Origin of the sequence: Streptomyces sp. NPDC127068, assembly GCF_042724695.1 — a bacterium.
GTDB lineage: Bacteria > Actinomycetota > Actinomycetes > Streptomycetales > Streptomycetaceae > Streptomyces.
The window spans coordinates 38,537-61,026 of the sequence record NZ_JBHXEN010000050.1 but is presented as its reverse complement, the minus strand read 5'-3'; the positions used below and the strand labels follow the sequence as shown (position 1 = coordinate 61,026).

At 69.4% G+C, this 22,490-nt stretch carries 17 protein-coding genes; 2 read left to right on the top strand and 15 right to left on the bottom strand.

What is annotated here, in order from left to right:
• Positions 1-136: 136 nt before the first annotated feature.
• On the bottom strand, positions 137-331 hold the full coding sequence (locus tag ACFWIA_RS27190; RefSeq protein ID WP_385494622.1) for a hypothetical protein: 195 nt from the start codon (positions 329-331) through the stop codon (positions 137-139).
• Positions 332-489: 158 nt separating this feature from the next.
• Between ACFWIA_RS27190 and ACFWIA_RS27185 the strand changes: the two genes are divergently transcribed.
• Complete coding sequence (locus ACFWIA_RS27185) at positions 490-2,637, top strand: prolyl oligopeptidase family serine peptidase (RefSeq protein WP_387009483.1); 2,148 nt, start codon at positions 490-492, stop codon at positions 2,635-2,637.
• A 126-nt stretch (positions 2,638-2,763) separates the two neighbouring features.
• On the opposite strand, the gene ACFWIA_RS27180 is transcribed toward ACFWIA_RS27185, so the two are convergent.
• The 14 genes from ACFWIA_RS27180 to ACFWIA_RS27115 all read right to left on the bottom strand — a co-directional run bounded on the left by ACFWIA_RS27180 (position 2,764) and on the right by ACFWIA_RS27115 (position 21,243).
• Positions 2,764-3,972 (bottom strand): ABC transporter ATP-binding protein, encoded by a 1,209-nt coding sequence (locus ACFWIA_RS27180; protein ID WP_387009481.1) that lies wholly within the window; start codon positions 3,970-3,972, stop codon positions 2,764-2,766.
• Positions 3,965-4,939, bottom strand: coding sequence for an ABC transporter ATP-binding protein (locus ACFWIA_RS27175; RefSeq protein ID WP_387009479.1), 975 nt, complete (start codon positions 4,937-4,939; stop codon positions 3,965-3,967). Before ACFWIA_RS27175 ends, ACFWIA_RS27180 begins: the two co-directional genes overlap by 8 nt.
• Before the next feature lie 13 nt (positions 4,940-4,952).
• Positions 4,953-5,930 carry an ABC transporter permease gene (locus ACFWIA_RS27170; protein ID WP_387009477.1) on the bottom strand — a complete coding sequence of 326 codons (978 nt, stop codon included), beginning with the start codon at positions 5,928-5,930 and terminating at the stop codon, positions 4,953-4,955.
• Positions 5,923-6,846, bottom strand: coding sequence for an ABC transporter permease (locus ACFWIA_RS27165; RefSeq protein ID WP_387009475.1), 924 nt, complete (start codon positions 6,844-6,846; stop codon positions 5,923-5,925). Before ACFWIA_RS27165 ends, ACFWIA_RS27170 begins: the two co-directional genes overlap by 8 nt.
• A gap of 90 nt (positions 6,847-6,936) precedes the next feature.
• Positions 6,937-8,574, bottom strand: a complete 1,638-nt coding sequence (locus tag ACFWIA_RS27160) for an ABC transporter substrate-binding protein (protein WP_387009473.1) — start codon at positions 8,572-8,574, stop codon at positions 6,937-6,939.
• Positions 8,575-8,750: 176 nt separating this feature from the next.
• Positions 8,751-9,398, bottom strand: coding sequence for a hypothetical protein (locus ACFWIA_RS27155; protein WP_387009471.1), 648 nt, complete (start codon positions 9,396-9,398; stop codon positions 8,751-8,753).
• A complete protein-coding gene (locus ACFWIA_RS27150; RefSeq protein WP_387009469.1) occupies positions 9,395-9,937 on the bottom strand; it encodes a SigE family RNA polymerase sigma factor in 543 nt (180 codons plus the stop codon). Before ACFWIA_RS27150 ends, ACFWIA_RS27155 begins: the two co-directional genes overlap by 4 nt.
• Positions 9,938-10,127: 190 nt before the next feature.
• Complete coding sequence (locus ACFWIA_RS27145) at positions 10,128-11,288, bottom strand: ABC transporter ATP-binding protein (protein ID WP_387009467.1); 1,161 nt, start codon at positions 11,286-11,288, stop codon at positions 10,128-10,130.
• Positions 11,281-12,339, bottom strand: a complete 1,059-nt coding sequence (locus tag ACFWIA_RS27140; protein ID WP_387009465.1) for an ABC transporter ATP-binding protein — start codon at positions 12,337-12,339, stop codon at positions 11,281-11,283. The genes ACFWIA_RS27145 and ACFWIA_RS27140 overlap by 8 nt, the downstream gene beginning before the upstream one ends.
• A gap of 11 nt (positions 12,340-12,350) precedes the next feature.
• Positions 12,351-13,301, bottom strand: a complete 951-nt coding sequence (locus ACFWIA_RS27135; RefSeq protein ID WP_387009463.1) for an ABC transporter permease — start codon at positions 13,299-13,301, stop codon at positions 12,351-12,353.
• A complete protein-coding gene (locus ACFWIA_RS27130) occupies positions 13,294-14,226 on the bottom strand; it encodes an ABC transporter permease (RefSeq protein ID WP_385494635.1) in 933 nt (310 codons plus the stop codon). The genes ACFWIA_RS27135 and ACFWIA_RS27130 overlap by 8 nt, the downstream gene beginning before the upstream one ends.
• 153 nt (positions 14,227-14,379) lie before the next feature.
• Positions 14,380-16,002, bottom strand: a complete 1,623-nt coding sequence (locus ACFWIA_RS27125) for an ABC transporter substrate-binding protein (RefSeq protein ID WP_387009460.1) — start codon at positions 16,000-16,002, stop codon at positions 14,380-14,382.
• Positions 16,003-16,685: 683 nt separating this feature from the next.
• Positions 16,686-18,593, bottom strand: a complete 1,908-nt coding sequence (gene typA / locus ACFWIA_RS27120; RefSeq protein WP_387009458.1) for a translational GTPase TypA — start codon at positions 18,591-18,593, stop codon at positions 16,686-16,688.
• A gap of 322 nt (positions 18,594-18,915) precedes the next feature.
• Positions 18,916-21,243 (bottom strand): ABC transporter family substrate-binding protein, encoded by a 2,328-nt coding sequence (locus ACFWIA_RS27115; RefSeq protein WP_387009456.1) that lies wholly within the window; start codon positions 21,241-21,243, stop codon positions 18,916-18,918.
• A gap of 873 nt (positions 21,244-22,116) precedes the next feature.
• Between ACFWIA_RS27115 and ACFWIA_RS27110 the strand changes: the two genes are divergently transcribed.
• Positions 22,117-22,461, top strand: a complete 345-nt coding sequence (locus ACFWIA_RS27110) for a hypothetical protein (RefSeq protein WP_387009454.1) — start codon at positions 22,117-22,119, stop codon at positions 22,459-22,461.
• Positions 22,462-22,490: the final 29 nt, after the last annotated feature.

Below are 22,490 nucleotides of genomic sequence, written 5' to 3'. Positions count from 1 at the left end.
CCACGCGGGCAGGTTCTGCTGGCAGGGGGTGGGGGCGGGGGTCGCGCCCCACCGCGTACTCCCCGGCGCGCGCTTGCAAACCGGCCCGCGCGCGACACTCCGCGCCCCTCAGGGGGCGCATCACCACGGGTCGGGGTCAGAAGTCGATGTCGCCGATCATGCCCGCGACGTTCGAGGTGACCTCGGTGATCGTCGGGGCGATCGAGGAGCTGGCGAGATAGAAGCCGAGCAGCATGCACACGACGGCGTGACCGCCCTTCAGTCCCGATTTCTTGATCAGGATGAAGACGATGATCGCCAGCAGCACCACCGCCGAAATCGAGAGTGCCACGGCGGTTCACCTCCCAAATGACCGTCACGGTTCGAACGTCTGACAGCGGGTTGATACCCACCTTGCGTCACGGATCATAACTATCCGCGTGATCGCATGGATCGCACAAGGTCGGCTCACGGCAGCACAGGGGGGCGCATGCGTCCTACGCTCGGAGAATGACTTCCGAGCCCCTGCCCTTCCCCCGTCAGTATGCCCGCACTCAGCGCTTCTCCCTTGGTGCACCAAGGACGTTCACCGTGGCTCCAGACGGGGAACGCGTCATTTTTCTGCGGTCGCGAAACGGTACTGATCGGGCCAATGCGCTCTGGGTGCTCGACCTTCCGGAAGGCACCGAACGAGTGGTCGCCGACCCGGCCACCGTGCTCTCGGGGGCCCGGGAGCACCTGTCGGAGGCGGAACGGGCCCGCCGCGAGCGCAGCCGGGAGTCCGGCGCGGGCATCGTCGACTACGCGACGGACGCCGCCGCGGAGTTGGCGGCTTTCACCCTCTCCGGACGGCTGTTCGTAGGGGAACTCCGGGCCGGCACGGTACGCGAACTACCCGCGCCCGGCCCCGTACTGGACCCGCGCCCCTCGCCGGACGGTCGGCACGTGGCCTACGTGTCGGCCGGCGCGCTGCGAGTGACACGTGCTGACGGCGTGGACGTGGGCGACGGCGCGGCGCACGGGAGCACCTTGGTGGGGCCCGAGACGGACACCGTGACGTACGGGCTCGCCGAGTTCATCGCCGCCGAGGAGATGGGGCGCTCGCGGGGCTTCTGGTGGGCGCCCGCATCGGACCGGCTGCTGGTGGCACGGGCCGACGACGCCCCGGTGCACCGGTGGTGGATCTCCGATCCGGCGCACCCCGAACGCGCACCGCAGCGGGCCGCCTACCCCCGCGCCGGGACGCCCAACGCCGAGGTGGGGCTGTGGGTCGTGGGCCTGGACGGGTCCCGGGTGGAGGTGGTGTGGGACCGGGAGCGGTACCCGTACCTGGCCCGGGTGCACTGGTCGGCCGCCGGAGCCCCCCTACTGCTGGTGCAGACCCGGGACCAGCGGTCGCAGGCGTACCTGGCACTCGATCCGGACAACGGCAGCACGCGGATGGTGCACGCGGAGGACGGCGAACCTTGGCTGGAACTCTTCGTCGGAGCGCCCTGCTGGTCGCCGGACGGGCAGTTGGTGCGCCTCGTCGACGAGGGCGGCGCCCGGGTGCTCGCGGTGGGCGACCGGCCGCTCACCGGTCCGCAGTTGCACGTGCGAGCGATCCTGGACGTCTCGGACGACGACGTCCTGGTCGCGGCTTCGGCGGGGGCGGAGGCCGCCGCCCCGGAGATCGGTGAGGTGCACGTCTACCGCGTCAACGAGTGGGGCACCGAGCGGATCTCGCAGGAGGTCGGGGTGCACCGGGCGGCGCGGTCGGGGCCGGTGACCGTCCTGGTGTCGGCGGTGCCGGACGCGCCGGGTGCTCGGGTGCGGGTGTTGCGGGACGGTGCTCCCGTCGCCGAGGTGGCGTCGTACGCGGAGCGTCCGGTTCTCGCCCCGCGCGTGACGCTCACGGAGGGGGGCACGCGGCGCGTGCCGTGCGCCGTCCTGCTCCCGACCGATCCGTCTCCCCACGAGGGTCTACTGCCGGTCCTCCTCGATCCGTACGGCGGACCACACGGTCAAAGGGTCCAGGCGGCACACAACGCGTACCTGACCTCCCAGTGGTTCGCCGACCAGGGGTTCGCGGTGGTCGTCGCGGACGGCCGCGGCACGCCCGGCCGCTCCCCCGCCTGGGAGAAGGCGATCCACCAGGACCTGACGGCGACCCTGGACGACCAGATCGACGCACTGCACGGGCTCGCCGAGCGGTTCCCGCTGGACCTGTCCCGGGTGGCGATCCGGGGCTGGTCGTACGGCGGGTACCTGGCCGCGCTCGCGGTGCTGCGGCGGCCCGACGTGTTCCACGCGGCGGTGGCGGGCGCGCCCGTCACGGACTGGCGGCTGTACGACACGCACTACACCGAACGCTACCTCGGTGACCCGGCGAAGAGCCCGGAGGCGTACGAGGCCAACTCCCTCGTCACCGACGACGGACTGTCCGGCGCCGTGGAGCCGCACCGGCCGTTGATGCTCGTGCACGGATTCGCGGACGACAACGTGGTGGTGGGGCACAGCCTCCGGCTGTCCTCGGCGCTGCTCGCCGCGGGGCGCCCGCACGAGGTGTTGCCGCTGACCGGGGTGACGCACATGGCGGCGCAGGAGGACGTGGCCGAGAACCTGCTGCTGCTTCAGGTCGACTTCCTGCGGCGGGCCCTCGGGCTGGGTGGGCGCTGACCCGTCGGGTGGCCGGCCGGGGCTACGCGGTGTGCCTCCGGCCGGCCTACGGCACCCGCACGGCCGTACGTCCACGAGCGTGCCGCGCGCGTATATCGGGATCGTGGCGGGTGGGTTGCCGAGGTGTTAACGACCCTCCGTCGGCTCGGGGGGCGCGGATGGCCCCGGCGGCTCGGGGGTCGCAGGTGGCTCCGGGTGTTCGGGGGGCGCGGGGGTTTCCGGGGGGACCACCTGTTTCTCTTCGGCGAAGTGGCAGGCGGAGGCGTGCGCGGCTGGCCCCTCGACGTACCGGAACTCGGCGGGCACCGCCAGCAGCGGCACCTCCAGCGCGCACCTCTCCTGGGCCTTCCAGCAACGGGTGCGGAAGCGGCAGCCGGAGGGCGGGTTCGCCGGCGAGGGCACGTCCCCGGTGAGGATCACGCGTTCGCGGTGCTCGCGGGCCTCCGGATCGGGCACCGGCACGGCCGACAGCAGCGCCTGGGTGTACGGGTGGGTGGGGTGGTCGTAGATCTCGGTGCCGGTGCCCAGCTCGACGATCTTGCCGAGGTACATCACGCCGACGCGGTCGGAGATGTGCCGGACGATCGACAGGTCGTGCGCGATGAAGATGTAGGAGAGGTTGAACTCGTTCTGGAGCTTCTCCATCAGGTTGATGACCTGCGCCTGCACCGACACGTCCAGCGCCGAGACGGGCTCGTCGGCGATGATGATCTCCGGGTTGAGCGCGAGGCCGCGGGCGATGCCGATGCGCTGGCGCTGACCGCCGGAGAACTGGTGCGGGTACCGGTTGATGTACTCCGGGTTGAGACCCACCACGTCCAACAGGTCCTGCACCCGACGCCGACGATCACCCTTCGGCGCCACCTCGGGATGGATGTCGAACGGCTCCCCGATGATGTCACCCACCGTCATCCGCGGGTTCAACGAGGTGTACGGGTCCTGGAACACCATCTGGATGTTCCGCCGCACCGCCTTCAACGCCCGCCCGGACAGCTTGGTGATGTCCTGACCCTTGTACTTGATCACCCCGGCCGTGGGGCGTTCCAGGTGGACGAGGGTCTTGGCGACGGTGGACTTGCCGCAGCCGGACTCGCCCACGATGCCCAGCGTCTCGCCCTGGTACAGGTCGAAGTCCACCCCGTCCACGGCCTTCACCGCGCCGACCTGCTTCTTGAACAGGATGCCGCGGGTGAGCGGGAAGTGCTTGAACAGTCCGCGCACTTCGAGGATCGGCTCTCCCCGGGCCACGGGCGTCTCCAACGCGTCGACGCGCTCCTCGTCGGACGGGTCGGACGGGGTGGAGGGGGCCGGGACCGGGGCCTGGGCGTCAGCCATGGAGCGTCTCCCTCCAGAAGTGGCAGGCGCTGCGGCGCTCGTCGGACACCTCGGCCAGCGGCGGCACGTCGGTGCGGCACACGTCCTGGGCCATCGGGCAGCGCGGGTGGAAGGCGCAACCGGACGGGATGTGCGCGAGGTTCGGGGGCAGCCCCTTGATGGCGAAGAGCTCCCGGCCCTTCTGGTCCAGGCGCGGGATCGATTCGAGCAGTCCCTTGGTGTACGGATGGGCGGGGGCCTTGTAGATGTCGTGGACGGGGGCGGTCTCGACGATCCGGCCCGCGTACATCACCGCGATCTTGTCGGCGACGTCCGCGACCACGCCCAGGTCGTGGGTGATCAGGATCAGGCCCATGTTGAACTCGCGCTGGAGGTCGGCCAGCAGGTCCATCACCTGGGCCTGCACCGTCACGTCCAGCGCCGTCGTCGGCTCGTCCGCGATGATCAGGTCCGGCTCCAGGGCCAACGCCATCGCGATCATGATCCGCTGACGCATCCCGCCCGAGAACTGGTGCGGGTACTGGGTCACGCGTTCCGCGGCGGCCGGGATGCGGACCCGGTCCATCAGCTCGACGGCCTTGGCGCGGGCGGCCTTGCGGGAGAGTCCCCGGTGCACGCGGTACATCTCGCCGAGTTGGTCGCCCACCGTCAGGACCGGGTTCAGCGAGGACAGCGCGTCCTGGAAGATCATGGCCATGTCGGCGCCGCGGATCTTCCGGCGGGCGTCCTCCTTGAGCTTCAGCAGGTCCCGCCCCCGGAACAGGACCTCGCCGCCGGTGATCCGCCCGGGCGGGGTGTCGAGGATGCCCATGATCGCCTGGGCGGTCACCGACTTGCCGGAACCGGACTCGCCCAGCACGGCCAGCGTCTCGCCCGCGTCGACGGTGTAGCTGACGCCGTTGACGGCCCGGGCGACTCCGTCCCTGGTCCGGAACTCCACCCGTAGATCGCGTACGTCGAGCAGCATCGCGGCGGCCTCCTCAGCGCAGCTTGGGGTCGAGGGCGTCGCGGACCGCGTCGCCGAGGGTGATGAACGCGAGCACGGTGACGGCCAGCGCGCCGGAGGGCCACAGCAGTGCGTGCGGGGCGTTGCGGACGTAGGGGGAGGCGGCGGAGATGTCGATGCCCCAGGAGACGGTGGGCGGTTTCAGCCCGACGCCGAGGTAGGACAGGGTGGCCTCCAGGGCGATGTACGTGCCCAGCGCGATGGTCGCGACGACGATGACCGGGGCGATCGCGTTGGGGGCGATGTGGCGCAGCAGCATGCGGGTGTGGGAGGCGCCGAGGGCGCGGGCGGCCTGGACGTAGTCGTTCTGTTTGGCGGTGATGACCGAGCCGCGGGCGATCCGGGAGATCTGCGGCCAGCCCAGCAGGATCATGAAGCCGATGACGGGCCAGACGGTGTTGCTGGTCACCACGGACAGCAGGACCAGGCCGCCGAGGACGACGGGGATCGCGAAGAACACGTCGGTGAGCCGGGACAGCAGGGCGTCGGGTGTGCCGCCGAAGAACCCGGCGAGGCCGCCGAGGGTGGAGCCGAGCAGGGCGACCCCGAGCGTGGCGCAGACGCCGACGGTGACGGAGGTGCGGGCCCCGTAGACGGTCCGGGTGTAGACGTCGCAGCCTTGGCCGTTGAAGCCGAAGGGGTGGCCGGGCGAGGAGCCCTTCTGCGCGTCGGCCAGATTGCAGTTGAGGGGGTTGCCGGAGGCGATGGCGCCGGGCCACAGGGAGATGAAGACGAGGAAGAGGATGAACAGTGCGGAGAGCAGGAAGACCGGGTTGCGCCGGAGGTCGTGCCAGGCGTCGGACCACAGGGAGCGGGGTTTGGCGGCGGGTCCGGTGCCGAGGGGCCCGCCCGGGGTGCGCTCCAGCGTCTCGCCCTCCGCGGTGGCGAGGTCCATCGCCCCGCCCGCGCCGGTCGAGGCGATCGCGCCGTCGTCGGGCAGTTGCTCAGGCATAGCGGATCCTCGGGTCGAGTACGGCGTAGAGCAGGTCCACGACCAGGTTGGCCACCAGGAAGACGAGGACGAGGACGGTCACGAAGCCGACGACGGTCTGGGTGCTCTGGCGGAGGATGCCCTGGTAGAGCTGGTAGCCCACGCCGTGGATGTTGAAGATGCGCTCGGTGACGATGGCGCCGCCCATGAGGGCCCCGATGTCGGTGCCGATGAAGGTGACCACCGGGATGAGCGAGTTGCGCAGCAGGTGTCGGGTGACCACCCGGTGCCGGGGCAGCCCCTTGGCGACGGCGGTGCGGACGTAGTCGGCACGGCGGTTCTCCGCGATGGTGGTCCGGGTGAGCCGGGTGACGTACGCGAGGGACACCGAGGCGAGGACCAGGCCGGGCACGATCAGCTCGTCGAAGGGTGCCTCGGGGGAGACCGAGGGGCGGATCCAGCCCCACTCGACCCCGAGGAGCAGTTGGAGCAGCAGGCCCGTGACGAAGGTGGGGACGGAGATCACGATCAGGGTGAGCACCAGGACCCCGGTGTCGAAGGGGCGGCCCCGCTGGAGCCCGGTGAGCACCCCGAGGGTGATGCCGATGACGATCTCGAAGAGGATCGCGACGATCGTCAGCCGGATGGTCACCGGGAACGCCGACGCCATGAGTTCGGTGACGGGCTGTCCGTTGAAGGCGGTGCCGAAATCGCCGGTGAAGACGTTGCCCATGTAGGTGAGGTACTGCTGCACCACGGGCTTGTCGAGGCCGAACTCCTTCTTGAGCTGGGCGGCGGTCGCCGCATCGCAGGCGCGCTGTCCGCACAGGCCGGCGATGGGGTCGCCCATCACGTTGACCATCAGGAAGATCAGCAAGGTGGCGCCGATGAAGACGGGGATCATCTGCAGCAGACGCCGGATCACATAACGTCCCATGAACGGCTCCAGGGGTCGTGGTGTCCGGGGTGGGGTCCCGGCGCGCCGCGCGGGGCGGGCGGCGCCGGGACCGGTGGCCGGGCGCCGGCGTCAGCTGACCTCGATCTCGTTGTAGACGGGCACGCTGAACTGGTTCAGCTTCACCTGGGAGATTTGCTGGGAGTAGCCGGCGCTGCCGTTCTGGTACCAGAGCGGGATGGCGGCCATGTTGTCCCGGACGACCTCTTCGGCCTGTTGGAACAGGCCGACGGCCTTGGCCTGGTCCGTTTCGGCGTTGGCCTGGTCGACGAGCTTGTCGAAGTCGTCGTTGGACCACTTGCCGTCGTTGGAGGAGGCGTTGGTGTAGTACAGCGGCTGGAGGAAGTTCTGGATGAGCGGGTAGTCCATCTGCCAGCCGGCACGGAAGGGTCCGGACATCTTCCGGTCGGTGATCTGGTTGCGGAAGTCGGCGAAGGTCCCGATCGGGTTGCCGACGCAGGCGGTGCTGTTGCCGAGTGCGTTGTTGATGGAGTTGCACACGGCGTCCACCCACTCCTTGTGGGAGCCGGTGTCGGAGTTGTACGAGATCTTCACCTGTCCGCCGGGGAGGCCGCCGCCCTCTTCGACGAGCTTCTTGGCCGCCGCCGGGTCGTAGTCGCAGGAGTCACCGCAGAGCCCGTCCTGGAAGCCGCCGTCCTCGCCGAGCACGGGGGAGGTCCAGTCGGTGGCGGGGGTGCGGGTCTTGTGGAAGATCGTTTCGGTGATCTGCTTCCGGTCGATGGCCCGGGACAGGCCCTGGCGGACCTTCAGGACCTTCGCGTCGGACCACGCCGAGTCGTAGAAGGGGAACGCCAGGGTCTGGATGATCCCGGCCGGGGTGTTGATGTACCGGTCGCCGAGGTCGGCGCCGACGTTGCCCAACTGGGCTGCCGGGATGTCGTCCACCAGGTCGAGGTTCCCCGCGATCAGGTCGGTGTACGCGGTGTTGTTGTCGGTGTAGACCTTGAGATCGATGCCGCCGTTCTTCGCCTTGTCGGAGCCCGGGTAGTCGGCCCAGGTCCGCAGGGACATCTGCGAGCCGTTGGTGTAGGACTCGATGGCGTACGGGCCGTTGCCGACGGGCTTGCTGAGCCAGGCGGCGTGGTCGTCGAAGAACGCCCGGGGCAGGGGGGCGAAGGCGGCGTACCCGAGGGTGTCGGGGAACGTGGAGAACTTCTGGTTCAGTTTCACCGTGAACGTCTTGGGGTCGACGACCTTCAGCCCCGAGAGGGTGTCGGCACTCTGCTCGCCGGAGTCCGGGTGGACCTTGTCGTAGCCCTCGATGTACCCGAAGAAGTAGGCGTTCTTCTGGTTGTTCTTCAGGCTCGCGCCGTAGTTCCAGGCGTCCACGAAGGACTGGGACGTGACGTCCTCGCCGTTGCTGAACTTCCAGCCGTCCTTGACGGTGATGGTGAAGTTCTGCGAGTCGGAGGTGTCGATCTTCTCGGCGAGCATGTCCTCGGCGGCGCCCGTCTCGGCGTTGTAGCGCTTGAGGCCGCGGAAGATCATGTCGAGGACCTTGCCGCCCTGCACCTCGTTGGTGTTGGCGGGCTCCAGCGGGTTCTGCGGGTCCCCCCAGGAGGAACTCACGACCCCGGAGCCGTCGCCACCGCCACCGCTGTCGCCGCCGCCCCCGCAGGCCGTCGCCGTCACCCCCAGGACGACGGCGGTCGCCGCCGCGACCCATGGGGCGCGCCTGACTCCACGCATGGAGTGCCTCCTCATCAGGTTCGCTCTTCACTTAGGCCCAAATATCACCTCACTCCTGACATTCCGCATATTCAGCCACCCGGGTGGGTGTACCTACCGGGTGGGACGACTCGACCGTGCCGGGCCGGGGCCCACCCCCCGATGGGCCCCGGCGACGCACGGTCCTCCCGACGGAGCTACCGGGCCGCCCGGACGGTCTCGGTGACCTCCAGTCGAGTCTTGTCGAGGGCGACCAGGACGGTGACGCTCCGGCCCTGCACGTCCCGGCCCTCGTACAGCGCCTGAGGTGACCGCTTCGGGCCGGTCGCCTCGTCCTTGGTGGTCAGCCCGCACGCGGCCAGCACGTTGCGCAGGTCCTTGTGGTCTTGCTGCGCCACCCACTCGGTCGAGTAGTGGGCCTCGCGCTCCACGATGACAGCGGCGCCGTCAGTGTCCTTGCTGGTGCTCAGGGAGTGGTGACGGCTGGGGCCCGTACCGGCCTTCGTCTCGTCGCACTGCATCGTGAGCCACAGGTCGGACATGCTGCTCAGGTTGGGCGGCATCAGCGCGCTGGGCGGCGCCGTCTTCGAGGGCTCGGCCACGTCCACCTCCGACTTGGCGGAGGACGCCGCACCCTCGCTGGCCACCGGTACGGCTGCCGCCTGGACCTTCTGGACGTCCCCTCCCGGGGAGTAGTTCCAACCGGCCAGACCGACCGCGGCTGCCGCCAGCGCGCCGGTGGCGGTCAGCCGGCGGGTGCGGCGGCGGGCCGCCCGGGCCCGGACCTGTGCCGCCGCGGGCATCCGCAGCACGGCGTCTTCCAGCAGTTCTTCCACTCTGGTCATGTCACGACCACCCCCGTAGCACTCCACTCGTATCGCATCTCTATCTCCGCCTCCCTATCGCTCAGACGTTCGCCGAGGATCTTGCGGGCTCGGCTCAGTCGGGTGCGCACCGCGCCGTTGGACGCCCCGATCTCGTGCGCCACCTGCTCGACCGGGAGGTCCAGCAGGTGATGGAGCACGACGACCTGTCGCTGCTGCGGGGTCAACTGCCGCAGCGCGGTCATCAGGGCGACCCGGTCCGCGGTCGGTTCCGGGACGTCCCGCGGCGGACCGTGTCGGAAGTGGGCCAGTATCCGGCCGCGCTTGCGCCGCCAAGTGCTGATCGCCAGACGCAACGCGACCCGGCGCACCCACGGCAGGGGATCGCCACCGGCGAGCAGCTTCGACCAGCGCTGCCACGCCCTGACGTAGGCCTCCTGTACCGCGTCCTCCGCCTCCGCCAGGTCGCCCGTCACCGCGTACACCGTGGCGACCAGGCGCTTCACCGTGGCCGCGTAGAACACGTCGAAGTCGTCCGACACCGCTGAGGTCGTCGCCATCGTCACCCCCGTCCCTCTCCGTGGCCGGCCGTTCCCGCCGTCCTGCCTTAAGCACGCCCGGGGACCGCCGGACGTTACGCACGACTTCGTCCGCCCCGTGCCGGAGAACGCCGAAGCCCCCCGCTGAGGTCAGCGGGGGGCTTCGGCAAGGATGCGACCACCGTCCGGAGACGGTGGCCGTCCACCCGGGCTAGCCGGCGTGGACCACGTCCTTCTCCTCCGCGAAGTGGCACGCGGACTCGTGCGCGGCGAGGCTGTCCGTGCCCTGGAGCCGCTCGGGGATCGCCAGCAGGGGCACCTCCTCCGCACAACGGTCCTCGGCCTTCCAGCAACGGGTGCGGAAGCGGCAGCCGGAGGGCGGGTTCGCCGGCGAGGGCACGTCCCCGGTGAGGATGATCCGGTCCCGGTTCTGCCGGGCCTCCGGATCGGGCACCGGCACGGCCGACAGCAGCGCCTGGGTGTACGGGTGGGTCGGGTGCTCGTAGATCTCGGTGTCGGTACCGATCTCCGCGATCTTGCCGAGGTACATCACGCCGACGCGGTCGGAGATGTGCCGGACGATCGACAGGTCGTGCGCGATGAAGATGTAGGACAGGTTGAACTCGTCCTGGAGCTTCTCCATCAGGTTGATGACCTGCGCCTGCACCGACACGTCCAGCGCCGAGACGGGCTCGTCGCAGATGATGATCTCCGGGTTGAGCGCGAGGCCGCGGGCGATGCCGATGCGCTGGCGCTGACCGCCGGAGAACTGGTGCGGGTACCGGTTGATGTACTCCGGGTTGAGACCCACCACGTCCAACAGGTCCTGCACCCGACGCCGACGATCACCCTTCGGCGCCACCTCGGGATGGATGTCGAACGGCTCCCCGATGATGTCACCCACCGTCATCCGCGGGTTCAACGAGGTGTACGGATCCTGGAACACCATCTGGATGTTCCGCCGCACCGCCTTCAACGCCCGCCCGGACAGCTTGGTGATGTCCTGACCCTTGTAGAAGACCTCGCCCGCGGTGGCCCGCTCCAGACTCATCAGGAGCTTCGCCACGGTGGACTTGCCGCAGCCGGACTCGCCCACGATGCCCAGCGTCTCGCCCTGGTACAGGTCGAAGTCGACCCCGTCCACGGCCTTCACCGCGCCGACCTGCTTCTTGAACAGGATGCCCTGGGTGAGCGGGAAGTGCTTCTTCAGTCCGCGGACCTGGAGGATCGGCTCACCGCGCTCGACCGGGGCCTCGACGGCGGCGACCGCCTCGGCCTCGGACCGGGCGTCGACCACCTCGACGTCGGAGACGTTGGGCATGGCGGCGTCCTGCAGCTCGCCGGACTTCGAGAGCTTCGGGGAGTCAGCCATGGATCGTCTCCTTCCAGAAGTGACAGGCGCTGCGACGGCCGGGCAGCTCGCCGCCCTCGCGCTCCGTCACCGGGTGCAGCACGGGGATGTCCGTCCGGCAGACGTCCTGCGCCGCGGTGCACCGCGGGTTGAACGCGCAGCCGCTCGGCACGTGCAGCAGGTTGGGCGGCAGGCCCTTGATCGCGAAGAGCTCCTGGCCCTTCTGGTCCAGGCGCGGGATCGAGTCCAGCAGTCCCTTGGTGTACGGGTGCGCGGGGCGCTTGTACAACTCGTGGACGGGGGCGGTCTCGACGATCCGGCCCGCGTACATCACCGCGATCTTGTCGGCGACGTCCGCGACCACGCCCAGGTCGTGGGTAATCAGGATCAGGCCCATGTTGAACTCGCGCTGGAGCTCCGCGAGCAGGTCCATCACCTGGGCCTGCACCGTCACGTCCAGCGCCGTCGTCGGCTCGTCCGCGATGATCAGGTCCGGCTCCAGGGCCAACGCCATCGCGATCATGATCCGCTGACGCATGCCGCCCGAGAACTGGTGCGGGTAGTCGCTCACCCGGGACGAGGCGGCGGGGATCTTCACCCGGTCCATCAGTTCGATGGACTTGGCCTTGGCTTCCTTCTTGGAGGCGCCCTGGTGCACGCGGAACATCTCGCCGAGCTGGTAGCCGACGGACAGGACCGGGTTCAGCGAGGACAGCGCGTCCTGGAAGATCATGGCGATCTTCCGGCCGCGGATCTTCCGGCGCTCCTCGGCGGACATGGCGAGCATGTCCTGTCCGCGGAAACGGATCTCGCCCTGCGGGATCTTCGCCGGGGGCATGTCGAGGATGCCCATGATCGCCTGGGCGGTCACCGACTTGCCGGAACCGGACTCGCCCAGCACGGCCAGCGTCTCGCCCGCGTCGACGGTGTAGTTGACGCCGTTGACGGCCTTGACCACGCCGTCACGCGTGTGGAACTCGACGTGCAGGTCCCGCACGTCCAGCAGTGGCCCGCCCTGTTCGGCGGAGTCCCGGGGGCCCGGGACCGGTGCGGTCTTCTCGATGGTGGTCACGTACGCCTCCCTCAGCGTGTCTTCGGGTCGAGGGCGTTGCGGACGGCCTCACCGAGCATGATGAACGACAGCACCGTCAGGCTGAGCATGATCGACGGGAACAGCATGATGTGCTGCGCCACGCGGATCTGGTTGCCGCCCGCGGAGATGTCCGTGCCCCAGGAGACGCCGCTCAGGCCGAGGCCCAGGTACGACAGCGTCGCCTCCGCCGAGATGTACACACCCAGCGAGATGGTCGCCACGACGATGACCGGGGCGACGGCGTTGGGCAGGATGTGACGGAAGAGGATCCGCCGGGTGCCCGCGCCGAGCGCCTTGGCCGCCTGGACGTAGTCGGCCTGCTTGATGGTGATCACCGAACCGCGCATCACGCGCGCGGTCTGGGTCCACCCCAGGAACGCCAGGGCGCCGATGACGATCAGGACGGTGCGGTCCGTGAACGAGTTCAGGACGACCATCGCGCCGAGCAGGAACGGGATGCCGAAGAAGACGTCCGTCAGGCGCGACAGGATCGAGTCGATGACCCCGCCGAAGTAACCCGCGAGCATGCCCACGAGGCCACCGAAGAGGGTCACCACCGTGGCGGTGCCGAGTCCGACGAGCACCGAGGCACGGGTGCCGTGGATCATCCGGGCATAGACGCTGCGGCCCTGAGCGTCATAACCGAGCCACTCCGGTGAGAAGACCTTGCCCAGCTGGGGCTTCTGGAGGAAGTGGTTCTGCAGATCGCCCACCGTGGGGTTGGCACTGGTGAACCAGCCCGGGAACGCGGTGATCGTCAGCAGGATCAGGATCATCACCGAGGAGACGATGAAGATCGGACGGCGGCGCAGGTCCTGCCAGGCGTCGCCCCAGAGGCTGCGCGCCTTCTCCGACTTCGCCTTGGGCTCCGGAGCCGGGTCCACCGAGGGCACGGCGTCCTGGACGGCGGTGTCGGCCGCGGTCTTGGTCAGGTCAGGCATAGCGAATCCTCGGGTCCAGGACCGCGTAGAGCAGGTCGACGATCAGGCTGGCGGCGAGGTAGACGAGGACCAGGACGGTCACCAGACCGACCAGGGTCGTGCCCTCGCGGCGCTGGATCGACTCGAAGATCGTGCCGCCCACGCCCTGGATGTTGAAGAGGCCCTCGGTGACGACCGCGCCGCCCATCAGGGCACCGATGTCGGTGCCGAGGAAGGTGACCACGGGGATCAGCGAGTTGCGCATCAGATGCACGCCGACGACCCGCCGCTTGGGCAGGCCCTTGGCGACGGCGGTGCGGATGTAGTCCGCGCGCAGGTTCTCCGCGATGGACGTACGGGTGAGCCGTCCCACGTAGGCGAGGGACATCGCGGCCAGCACGATCGCCGGCATCAACAGCTCGCTGAGCTTCGTGGAGTCCGTGACGTTGGGCTCTAGCCAGCCCAGCTCGAACGCGAACACGGTCTTGAAGATGAAGCCGAGCACGAACACCGGAACGGAGATCAGCAGCATCGTGAACAGCAGGATCACGGTGTCGGTGAGCTTGCCGGCCTTCATGCCGGCGGCGATGCCGAGTCCGATGCCGACGATGACCTCGATGACGAACGCGACGGCGGCCAACCGGACCGTCACCGGGAACGCCTCGCTCAGGACGTCGGTGACCGGTCGGCCACTGGCGATCTGCGTGCCGAAGTCGGCGTGAAGGATCATGTCCTTCATGTAGTTGAAGTACTGGACCATGATCGGCTGGTCCAGACCGTACTCACGTCTCAGCGCGGCGATCGTCGCCTCGCTGCCGCCCTTGTCGCCGAACAGCCCGCGCACGGGGTCACCGGGCAGGGCGTAGACCATGAGGAAGATCAGCAGGGTCGTCCCGATGAAAACCGGGATCATCTGGAGCAGTCGTCGTGCGACATATCGCCCCATCGTGCCTCCATGTCAGTCACAGCGGCAGCCGTACGGGCCCCGCCCCCGCGAACCTGCTGGAGTTCGCGGGAGAAGGGCCCCCCGGCCGCGCATCCGTCCCCGGCGGGGCCGGCCCTTGGTGGGCCGGCCCCGGGGGTCACGGGCTGTTTGCGGTTACTTCGTCACCTGGACGTCCGTCAGAATGGGGTCGCCCTTCTGGTTGTACTTGACGTTGCTGACGTTCTCCGAGTAACCAGCGTTGACCTTGTAGTACCAGAGCGGGATGCTCGGCATGTACTCCACGAGCTTCTTCTCGATCTCCTGGTACAGCTTCGTGGACTCCTCCAGCGTCTTGGCGCTGTCGGCTTCCTTGATGAGCTTGTCGATCTCCTTGTTGGAGAAGCCGCTCTGGTTGCCGTCCGCACCCGTGGCGTAGAGGTCACGGATGAAGTTGGAGTTCATCGGGAAGTCCAGGTTCCAGCCACTGCGGTACAGCGACTTGACCTGCTCGGCGGCGCGCGCCTGGAGGTCGGCCTGGAAGTCGGCCTTGGAGTCCCCGGTGCAGGCGACGCCCGTCGCCTTGGTGATCGAGCCGCAGACGGCCTCGACCCACTCCTTGTGACCGCCGTCCGCGTTGAACTGGATGGAGATCTTGTTGCCCGGGACGCCGCCGCCCTCTTCGATGAGGGCCTTGGCCTTCTTCGGGTCGTAGGTCGTGACCTCGCCGGCGGCGTTCTCCTGGAAGCCGAGCACGCCCTGGGCGACCCAACCGGTGGCCGGCTCACGGGTCTTCTGGAGCACCGTGTTGGTGATCGTCTCGCGGTCGATCGCCATCGACAGGCCCTTGATGACCTTGGGGTCGATGTCCTTGAACTGCTTGGTGTAGAACGCCGGGGCGATCGTCTGGATGGCGGAGTTCGCCGAGTCGACCGCGCGGTCACCGAGGTCCTGCTTGTAGACCGGCAGGTCCTTCGGGGCGATCTGACGCAGGACGTCGACGTTGCCCGACTTCAGGTCCTCGTAGGCCGTTTCCAGGTTGGTGTAGTTCTTGAAGATCACACCACCGTTCTTGGCCTTGTCCGGACCCTGGTACGCGTCGTTGCGGGCGACCTCGATCTGCTTCTTGTGCTGCCAGCTGACGAACTTGTACGGACCGTTGCCGACCGGCTTCTGGCCCGCGGCGGCCGGGTCCGCGTAGAAGGACTCGGGGAGCGGCGAGAAGACCTCGTAGCCCAGCTTGTACACGTAGTACGGGAGCGGGGTGGAGAGCTCGATGGTGAAGGAGGTCTCGTCGACGACCTTCAGGCCGGACAGCTCGGTCGCCTTCGAGGTGGAGACCTTGTCGTAGCCCTTGATGTCCGAGAACCAAGCGCTGTTCTTCTGCTTGTTCTTCGGGTTCGCGGCCCAGTTCCACGCCTTGACGTAGGACTCGGCGGTGACCGCGGTGCCGTCGTGGAACTTCCAGCCCGGCTTGAGCTTGACCGTGTAGGTCGTGTTGTCCTTGGTCTCCACCGACTGGGCGTTGACCATCTCGATGGTGCCCTTGGTGTCGTAGCCCACCAGCTGCGAGAACAGGGCCCTGGTCACCAGGCTGCCGTTGGACTCCATGGTGTTGGCCGGCTGGAGCGGGTTCTCCGGCTCGCCGAGTTCCACGGAGAACTTGGCGTTGGCGTTGGCGGGGCCCTTCTTGCCGCCGTCGCCCTTGCCACTGTCGCTCTCGCCGCCGCCACAGGCGGTAGCACCCAGCGCCACAACCGCTGCTATGGCGACCCACTTGGCGCTCTTGGCACCGCGCATGGGTTTCCTCCTCATGAGTCCACTTGTTTCACTGCGAAAGGGGGCACGTGTGATCACGCCGACACCCCTGACGGCGAAGATCGAGTGCCCCAGTGTGCTCGTGAGTCGGCGCTCCCCACAGCGCATGACCCATTGACCCGAGCTCTACGCGGTCAACTATTAGCCATGGGGTCCGGCCCGACCACACCCTTTTGGTCTCGGTTAGATCACACCTGTCATCTACTTCTCCCAAAATCCGGACAAACCGATCCGATATAGATGGTCGCGAAACGGACGTGTTACATATCTATCGGTCAACACTGTCCGCATTTCGGACAACTTCGGGAGGAAAGCCAGTTGCGCAGGTGGGCCTGAGGTGAGATAAGCAACACTCGCCCGCGGTCGGGCGGAGCGGCTCGCAGGCAGAGGTGGGGTCCCCGCGCGTAGAACGGTACCCCGGCGGCACCGCGCTAACACTCCCGGACCCACCCCGTACGAGGGATTCGCTCGCACACGGGAACAACTCCGCACCCCCGCAACCGCGTTGAGTGACCGCATGCTGACCCGCCGGTCAGTCGAGACGACGATCACGCTCCGTAGTGCACCATGCACCTGACACGCCCACGGCCGGGCGGGGGTGCGGGAACGCCGAAGGCCCCCCGTGGACGCGGGGGGCCTTCGGAAGGTGCGGGAGAGGCCGTGGATCAGCCGTGCTTGGCCCGGCTGGCCGCACGGGCCCGCTCACGGGCGTCCAGGTTCACCTTGCGGATGCGCACCGCCTCGGGGGTCACCTCGACGCACTCGTCGTCGCGGCAGAACTCCAACGACTGCTCCAGCGAGAGCTTGCGCGGCGGGATGATCGACTCCGACACGTCGGCCGTGGACGACCGCATGTTGGTGAGCTTCTTCTCCTTGGTGATGTTGACGTCCATGTCGTCGGCGCGGGAGTTCTCGCCGACGATCATGCCCTCGTACACCTCGGTGCCCGGCTCGATGAACAGGACGCCGCGCTCCTGGAGGTTGGTCATCGCGAAGGCGGTGACCGCACCGGAGCGGTCGGCGACCAGCGAGCCGTTGTTACGGGTCTTCAGCTCGCCGAACCACGGCTCGTGGCCCTCGTGGATGGAGTGGGCGATGCCGGTGCCGCGGGTGTTGGTCAGGAACTCCGTACGGAACCCGATCAGACCGCGGGACGGGACGATGAACTCCATGCGGACCCAGCCGGAGCCGTGGTTCGACATGTTGTCCATCCGGCCCTTGCGGGTGCCCATGAGCTGCGTGACCGCTCCCATGTGCTCCTCGGGCACGTCGATCGTGATGCGCTCGATCGGCTCGTGGACCTTGCCGTCGACGTCCTTCGTGACGACCTGCGGCTTGCCGATCGTCAGCTCGAAGCCCTCCCGGCGCATGGTCTCCACCAGGATCGCCAGCGCCAGCTCACCGCGGCCCTGCACCTCCCAGGCGTCCGGGCGCTCGGTCGGCAGCACGCGCAGGCTGACGTTACCGACCAGCTCGCGCTCCAGGCGGTCCTTGACCAGCCGGGCGGTGACCTTGCGGTCCTTGACCACGGAGGTGGAGGCGCCCTTGCCGGTCGCGCCCCGGCCCACCAGCGGCGAGGTGTTCGTACCGATCGTCATCGAGATGGCGGGCTCGTCCACCGTGATCAGCGGGAGCGCCACCGGGTTCTCCGGGTCGGCGAGGGTCTCACCGATCATGATGTCCGGGATGCCCGCGACCGCGCAGATGTCGCCGGGACCCGCCACCTCGGCGGGCTTGCGGGTCAGCGCCTCGGTCATCATCAGCTCGCTGATGCGGACGTTGGACACCGAACCGTCGCGCTTGATCCACGCGACCGTCTGGCCCTTGCGCAGCTCGCCCTGCTCGACGCGGAGCAGCGCGATGCGGCCGAGGAAGTTGTCGGCGTCCAGGTTGGTGACGTGGGCCTGGAGCGGGCCGTCCTTCTCGTACGAGGGGGCCGGGATGGTGTCCAGGATCGTCGAGAAGAACGGCTCCAGGCTGTCGCTGTCCGCGGGGACCGTGCCGTTCTCCGGCTTGGTCAGCGAGGCGATGCCGTCCCGGGCGCAGGCGTAGACGATCGGGAACTCGATCTGCTCCTCGTCCGCGTCGAGGTCCAGGAAGAGGTCGTACGTCTCGTTGACGACCTCGTCGATCCGGGAGTCCGGGCGGTCGGTCTTGTTGATGCAGAGGATCACCGGCAGCCGGGCGCTCAGTGCCTTGCGCAGCACGAAGCGGGTCTGCGGCAGGGGACCCTCGGAAGCGTCGACCAGGAGGACGACGCCGTCGACCATGGAGAGGCCGCGCTCGACCTCACCGCCGAAGTCGGCGTGGCCGGGGGTGTCGATGATGTTGATCGTGATCGGCTCGCCGCCGTCCTTGGGGTGATACTTCACCGCCGTGTTCTTGGCGAGGATCGTGATGCCCTTCTCACGCTCCAGGTCGTTCGAGTCCATGACCCGGTCGTCGACCTGCTGGTGGGCCGCGAAGGCGCCCGCCTGCTTGAGCATGGCGTCGACAAGGGTGGTCTTGCCGTGGTCGACGTGGGCGACGATGGCGACGTTGCGGATGTCGTGACGTGTTGCGGTCACAGCCATAGTGCGGCGCTTCTCCCAGGGTGAGTGGACGGCTACTCGTACGACTTGCTGTACGACGCCTGCCGGGCTGGACACGCCACGGCCTCACCCCATCGTACGTGGCCCCGCGGGGGGTGGCCGCCGCGGTGCGTGGGGGACGGGGCCACCCACCCCGCGGGGCGGGGAGGCGGATCTGGGGGTAATCCGCTGGTCCGGGGGCGATTCCGGGAGCATTCCGGGGCCAATGGGTGGTCCGACAGTGCAGTGCTGATGCGCGGAGCGGCAAGAGATTTGAGGATCATCTGAGGATTCGGGTGCGGTCGGCCGGGGCCGGGCCGCGGGCTCAGGGCTTTCGGACCACGGCCTTCGTGAAGCCGATCTCCTCGTAGCGGGGGGTCTCGAAGCCGAAGGCACCCGCATTGGCCAGGTTCTTGCGGGCGGCCACCAGCTCGGGGCGCTGGTAGAGGGGGATGGAGCCCGCCGCGGCCCAGATCCGGGCGTCCGTCTGCCGGACCAGCTCGCGGGCCTCCTTCTCGTTCAGCTCACCGGCCGCCTGGTCGAACAGCTGGTCGATGTGGTCGGTCCCCACCCGGGTGTAGTTCTGCTCGACGTTCAGGGACCCGTCGGCCGCCGGGACCGGCTTGGCGTAGATCGGCCGGGCGTCGGTGGCCGGGTACGCGGTGGCCGGCCAGGAGTACAGGGCCAGGTCGTAACCGCCGGAGGCCACGTGGTCCCGGAAGTAGCTGTCGTCGGCGACCTTCGTGGTCTCCGTGCGGATGCCGATCCGCTCCAGCATCCGCGAGATCCGCTCCCCCACCGCCCGCAGCGCCTCCGAGCCCGGCCCGGACGGCAGCACGAACCGCAGGGCCAGTGGCTTCCCGTCCTTGGCGAGCGGCCCCGACGCCGCACCCGCGGCCGAGGTGGGGTCGGGCGCCGGGGTGTTCGGCGCGGCGGTGCCCTTGGGTGCGTACGCCCCCGGGGCGCCGCCCTGCCCGACCCGCTGTCGGCCGGCCTGTTCGCCGCCGTCCTCAGCCGCCGTGGCGAACCGGGCGGCCTGGCGCTTGACCGCCAACTGCTGGAGCGCGGCGGTGCTGGACGCGGGGGCGAGGACCGCGTCCGCGGACGCGGTGCCGTCGGCGGGGGCGCGGTCACCGGGCTTGGGGTCGTCCCGGCCCACGATGTACACCCCCTCGCCGTCGGCGTCCCGGAGCGTGCCTTCGCCCGCGGCGTCGGGCTTCTTGGCGTCGCCCTCCGTCCGCTCCCCGCCGTCCTTGGCGTCCTTGGCGTCCTTGGTGTCCTTGGTGTCCTTGACCGTGCCGCCGGGCACCCAGCCCGCGTCGGCGAGCAGGGCGCGGGCCTCGGCGGTGTCCTGTTCCCCCAGCGCACCGCTGTTGTCGGCGTACGCGGCCTGCCCGGCGAGCGCCAGATGACTGCCGACCGGTTCCGCGGGCAGCCCGAGCGGCTGGAGGACGACGGAGGCCAGTTCCTCCCGGTCGAGGGCGCGGGCCACCGCCCGCCGCACCCGCTCGTCGGCGAGGGGCCCGGTGGAACCGTTGAGGGCGAGTTGGGTGTACGCGGGCTCCAGCGACTTGCGGACGGCGAAGTTGCGCAGCCCCGCCTGTTCGTCCGCGTAGTTCTCGATGGCCTTGCGGGTCTTGGCGCGGGCGAGCTGCTCCGCCTCGGCCGCCTCCTCGTCGTCACCGTGCGCGATGGCCCAGGAACGCAGGGCCTGGCCCGGGCTCGTGGCGGCGCCCGGGCCGTGGGCGAGCGGGCCCGACGCGCCCTTGTCGCGTGCGGCGAGGCCGATGCGGCGGGCGTCGCCGGGGCCGATCTCGGCGAGGTCCACCTTGCCGTCGGCGAGGGCGGCGGCCCGCTTCTCGCGCGGTACGGCCTTCAGGACGATCTCGTCGAGCTTCGCGGGCCGGCCCCACCAACGGGCGCTGCGGCGCAGCGTGATCTCGCCGCCCTTCTCGTCGACGCGCTCCACGGCGAACGGTCCCGCCGACACCTTCAGCTTGCCGCGGGCGCCGTCGTTGAAGCCGTCCGGCGTCCCCATGACGTCCTTCGGGTACAGCGGGGAGAACAGCGAGCGCCAGTCGGCGTACCGCTTGGCGAAGGTGACCCGCACCTCCAGGTTGTTCGCGCCGCGCTCGATCCGCTCGATGCGCTCGTACCCGGCGTTGCGGGCGGTCCAGTACGCGGTGTCCTTGCCGGACAGGGCGCGCCACTGGGCGAGGAAGTCGTCGGCGCCGATCTCCCGGCCGTCGCTCCACACGGCCTGCTGGTTGAGCTTGTAGAGGACCACCTGCTTGGGCGCGGTGGAGACGACCTTCGCGGACTCCAGGTAGTCCGGGTTGTACGCGGGGCGGCCCCGGGCGTCGAGCCGGAACATCGACGGGAGGGTCGCCTGCGCCACCCGGCCGGTGGCGGGGCCGGCGTCGGCCTGGAAGGTGTTCAAGGTCTCCGGGAAGGCGTCGACCGCCCAGGTGAGGGTGCCTCCGTCGGCGACCTCGGTGCGGGCGGCGAGGGCGATGTCCTGGGCCGCGGCGGGGGTGGAGTCGCGGTCGTCGCCCGATCCGCAGGCGGTGAGGACCGGGAGCGTGAGGGCGCCCGCCATCAGGAAGGCGACCGAGCGCATGACCGTGCGCAGTCTGAGGCCGTCGTGGGACATCCGTGTACCTCCGGGGTCGCCCGTCCCCCGGAGGTACGGGGCCTCCCGGCGGGGGTCGGTGTGATCACGTGTGGTGATATTTGGAGCTGATCAGATCTATGGCCCCACGGAACCCGACCCGTAACGGCCCTCGACCGCGACACGTCGGGGGACGCGTGAAGCTCACTCAGGCGGCGGAACGATTCGCCTGCGGCGGGCTGTCGGTAGGGACCCCTAGCCCGGTCGGCGCCCCGAGAACCCCCCGGGGGGGGGCGGCCAGAGGCTCAGTGCGGGCCCGTTCGCGCAGTTCCCCGCGCCCCTTTGGTGCGACCCGCCGGGCGTGCGCTGCTCCGTGCCGTGCGCGGTGGTCTCGCGCAGTTCCCCGCGCCCCTTCAGTACGACCCACCGGACGTGCGCTGTCCCGTGCCGTGCGCGGTGGTCTCGCACAGTTCCCCGCGCCCCTTCGGTACGACCCACCGGACGTGCGCTGTGTCCGCGCCCCCGTCCGTCGTGGCTCGTGCCTCGCACGTCGAGCGGGACGCACCGGTTCAGGGGCGCGGGGAACTGCGCGAAGTCACCGCACACCGCACCGAGCAGCGCACGTCGAGCACATCGCACCCACCTCAGGGGCGCGGACCTGCGGTGGGGCGACACCATCACCCCCCGGGTGACCGGAAGCAATCCAGTCAGTGGACGGCCGACCGGACCGCGCCCGGGTCGACCGGCGGACCGGGCGCCACCTGCGCACGTGAGACCCCTCTCACCCCACGCCCACCACCACTACCGGACAGTGTCAAGAAAGCGCGGCCGGCGTCTTCCCAAGTCGCGATGTGACACGGAACACTCTCAGCGCATGAACATTGCCGCCCGCCATCGCGGAAATGAGGGCAAATCATGTCTGTCCACGACGACTTGACGGCTGTGCAGCGCTGCATCGACGACCTGACCCGAACCGTCGGACGGCTGGCGGAGCACGTCGGGCGGGACGGACTGGAGATCCGACGGGTCCGTACCGACGCCGCTCACCTCAGGGAGAGCATCGACCTCCTGAGGGAGGTCCACACGGCGGACGGTGGACCCGGCACCAAGGGCGGTACGCACCGGCGACCGACCGCCGCCCCGCACCGACCGGCCCCCGGGCCGGACGTCGTACGGATTCCCGACACCCCGTACGACAGCACCCTGTGGACGGACGCGGACGACGAGGGACTCGGCGCTCTGCACCGTCACGGCCCCTGAGTCGCTCGCGGCCCGGGGACCCCGCCCCG

Bases quoted from the DNA above. Each gene is read 5' to 3' on its own strand.
- ACFWIA_RS27185 (WP_387009483.1), top strand. From the start codon at position 490: ATGACTTCCGAGCCCCTGCCCTTCCCCCGTCAGTATGCCCGCACTCAG.
- ACFWIA_RS27180 (WP_387009481.1), bottom strand. From the start codon at position 3,972: ATGGCTGACGCCCAGGCCCCGGTCCCGGCCCCCTCCACCCCGTCCGAC.
- ACFWIA_RS27175 (WP_387009479.1), bottom strand. From the start codon at position 4,939: ATGCTGCTCGACGTACGCGATCTACGGGTGGAGTTCCGGACCAGGGAC.
- ACFWIA_RS27170 (WP_387009477.1), bottom strand. From the start codon at position 5,930: ATGCCTGAGCAACTGCCCGACGACGGCGCGATCGCCTCGACCGGCGCG.
- ACFWIA_RS27165 (WP_387009475.1), bottom strand. From the start codon at position 6,846: ATGGGACGTTATGTGATCCGGCGTCTGCTGCAGATGATCCCCGTCTTC.
- ACFWIA_RS27160 (WP_387009473.1), bottom strand. From the start codon at position 8,574: ATGCGTGGAGTCAGGCGCGCCCCATGGGTCGCGGCGGCGACCGCCGTC.
- ACFWIA_RS27155 (WP_387009471.1), bottom strand. From the start codon at position 9,398: ATGACCAGAGTGGAAGAACTGCTGGAAGACGCCGTGCTGCGGATGCCC.
- ACFWIA_RS27150 (WP_387009469.1), bottom strand. From the start codon at position 9,937: ATGGCGACGACCTCAGCGGTGTCGGACGACTTCGACGTGTTCTACGCG.
- ACFWIA_RS27145 (WP_387009467.1), bottom strand. From the start codon at position 11,288: ATGGCTGACTCCCCGAAGCTCTCGAAGTCCGGCGAGCTGCAGGACGCC.
- ACFWIA_RS27135 (WP_387009463.1), bottom strand. From the start codon at position 13,301: ATGCCTGACCTGACCAAGACCGCGGCCGACACCGCCGTCCAGGACGCC.
- ACFWIA_RS27130 (WP_385494635.1), bottom strand. From the start codon at position 14,226: ATGGGGCGATATGTCGCACGACGACTGCTCCAGATGATCCCGGTTTTC.
- ACFWIA_RS27125 (WP_387009460.1), bottom strand. From the start codon at position 16,002: ATGCGCGGTGCCAAGAGCGCCAAGTGGGTCGCCATAGCAGCGGTTGTG.
- typA (WP_387009458.1), bottom strand. From the start codon at position 18,593: ATGGCTGTGACCGCAACACGTCACGACATCCGCAACGTCGCCATCGTC.
- ACFWIA_RS27115 (WP_387009456.1), bottom strand. From the start codon at position 21,243: ATGTCCCACGACGGCCTCAGACTGCGCACGGTCATGCGCTCGGTCGCC.
- ACFWIA_RS27110 (WP_387009454.1), top strand. From the start codon at position 22,117: ATGTCTGTCCACGACGACTTGACGGCTGTGCAGCGCTGCATCGACGAC.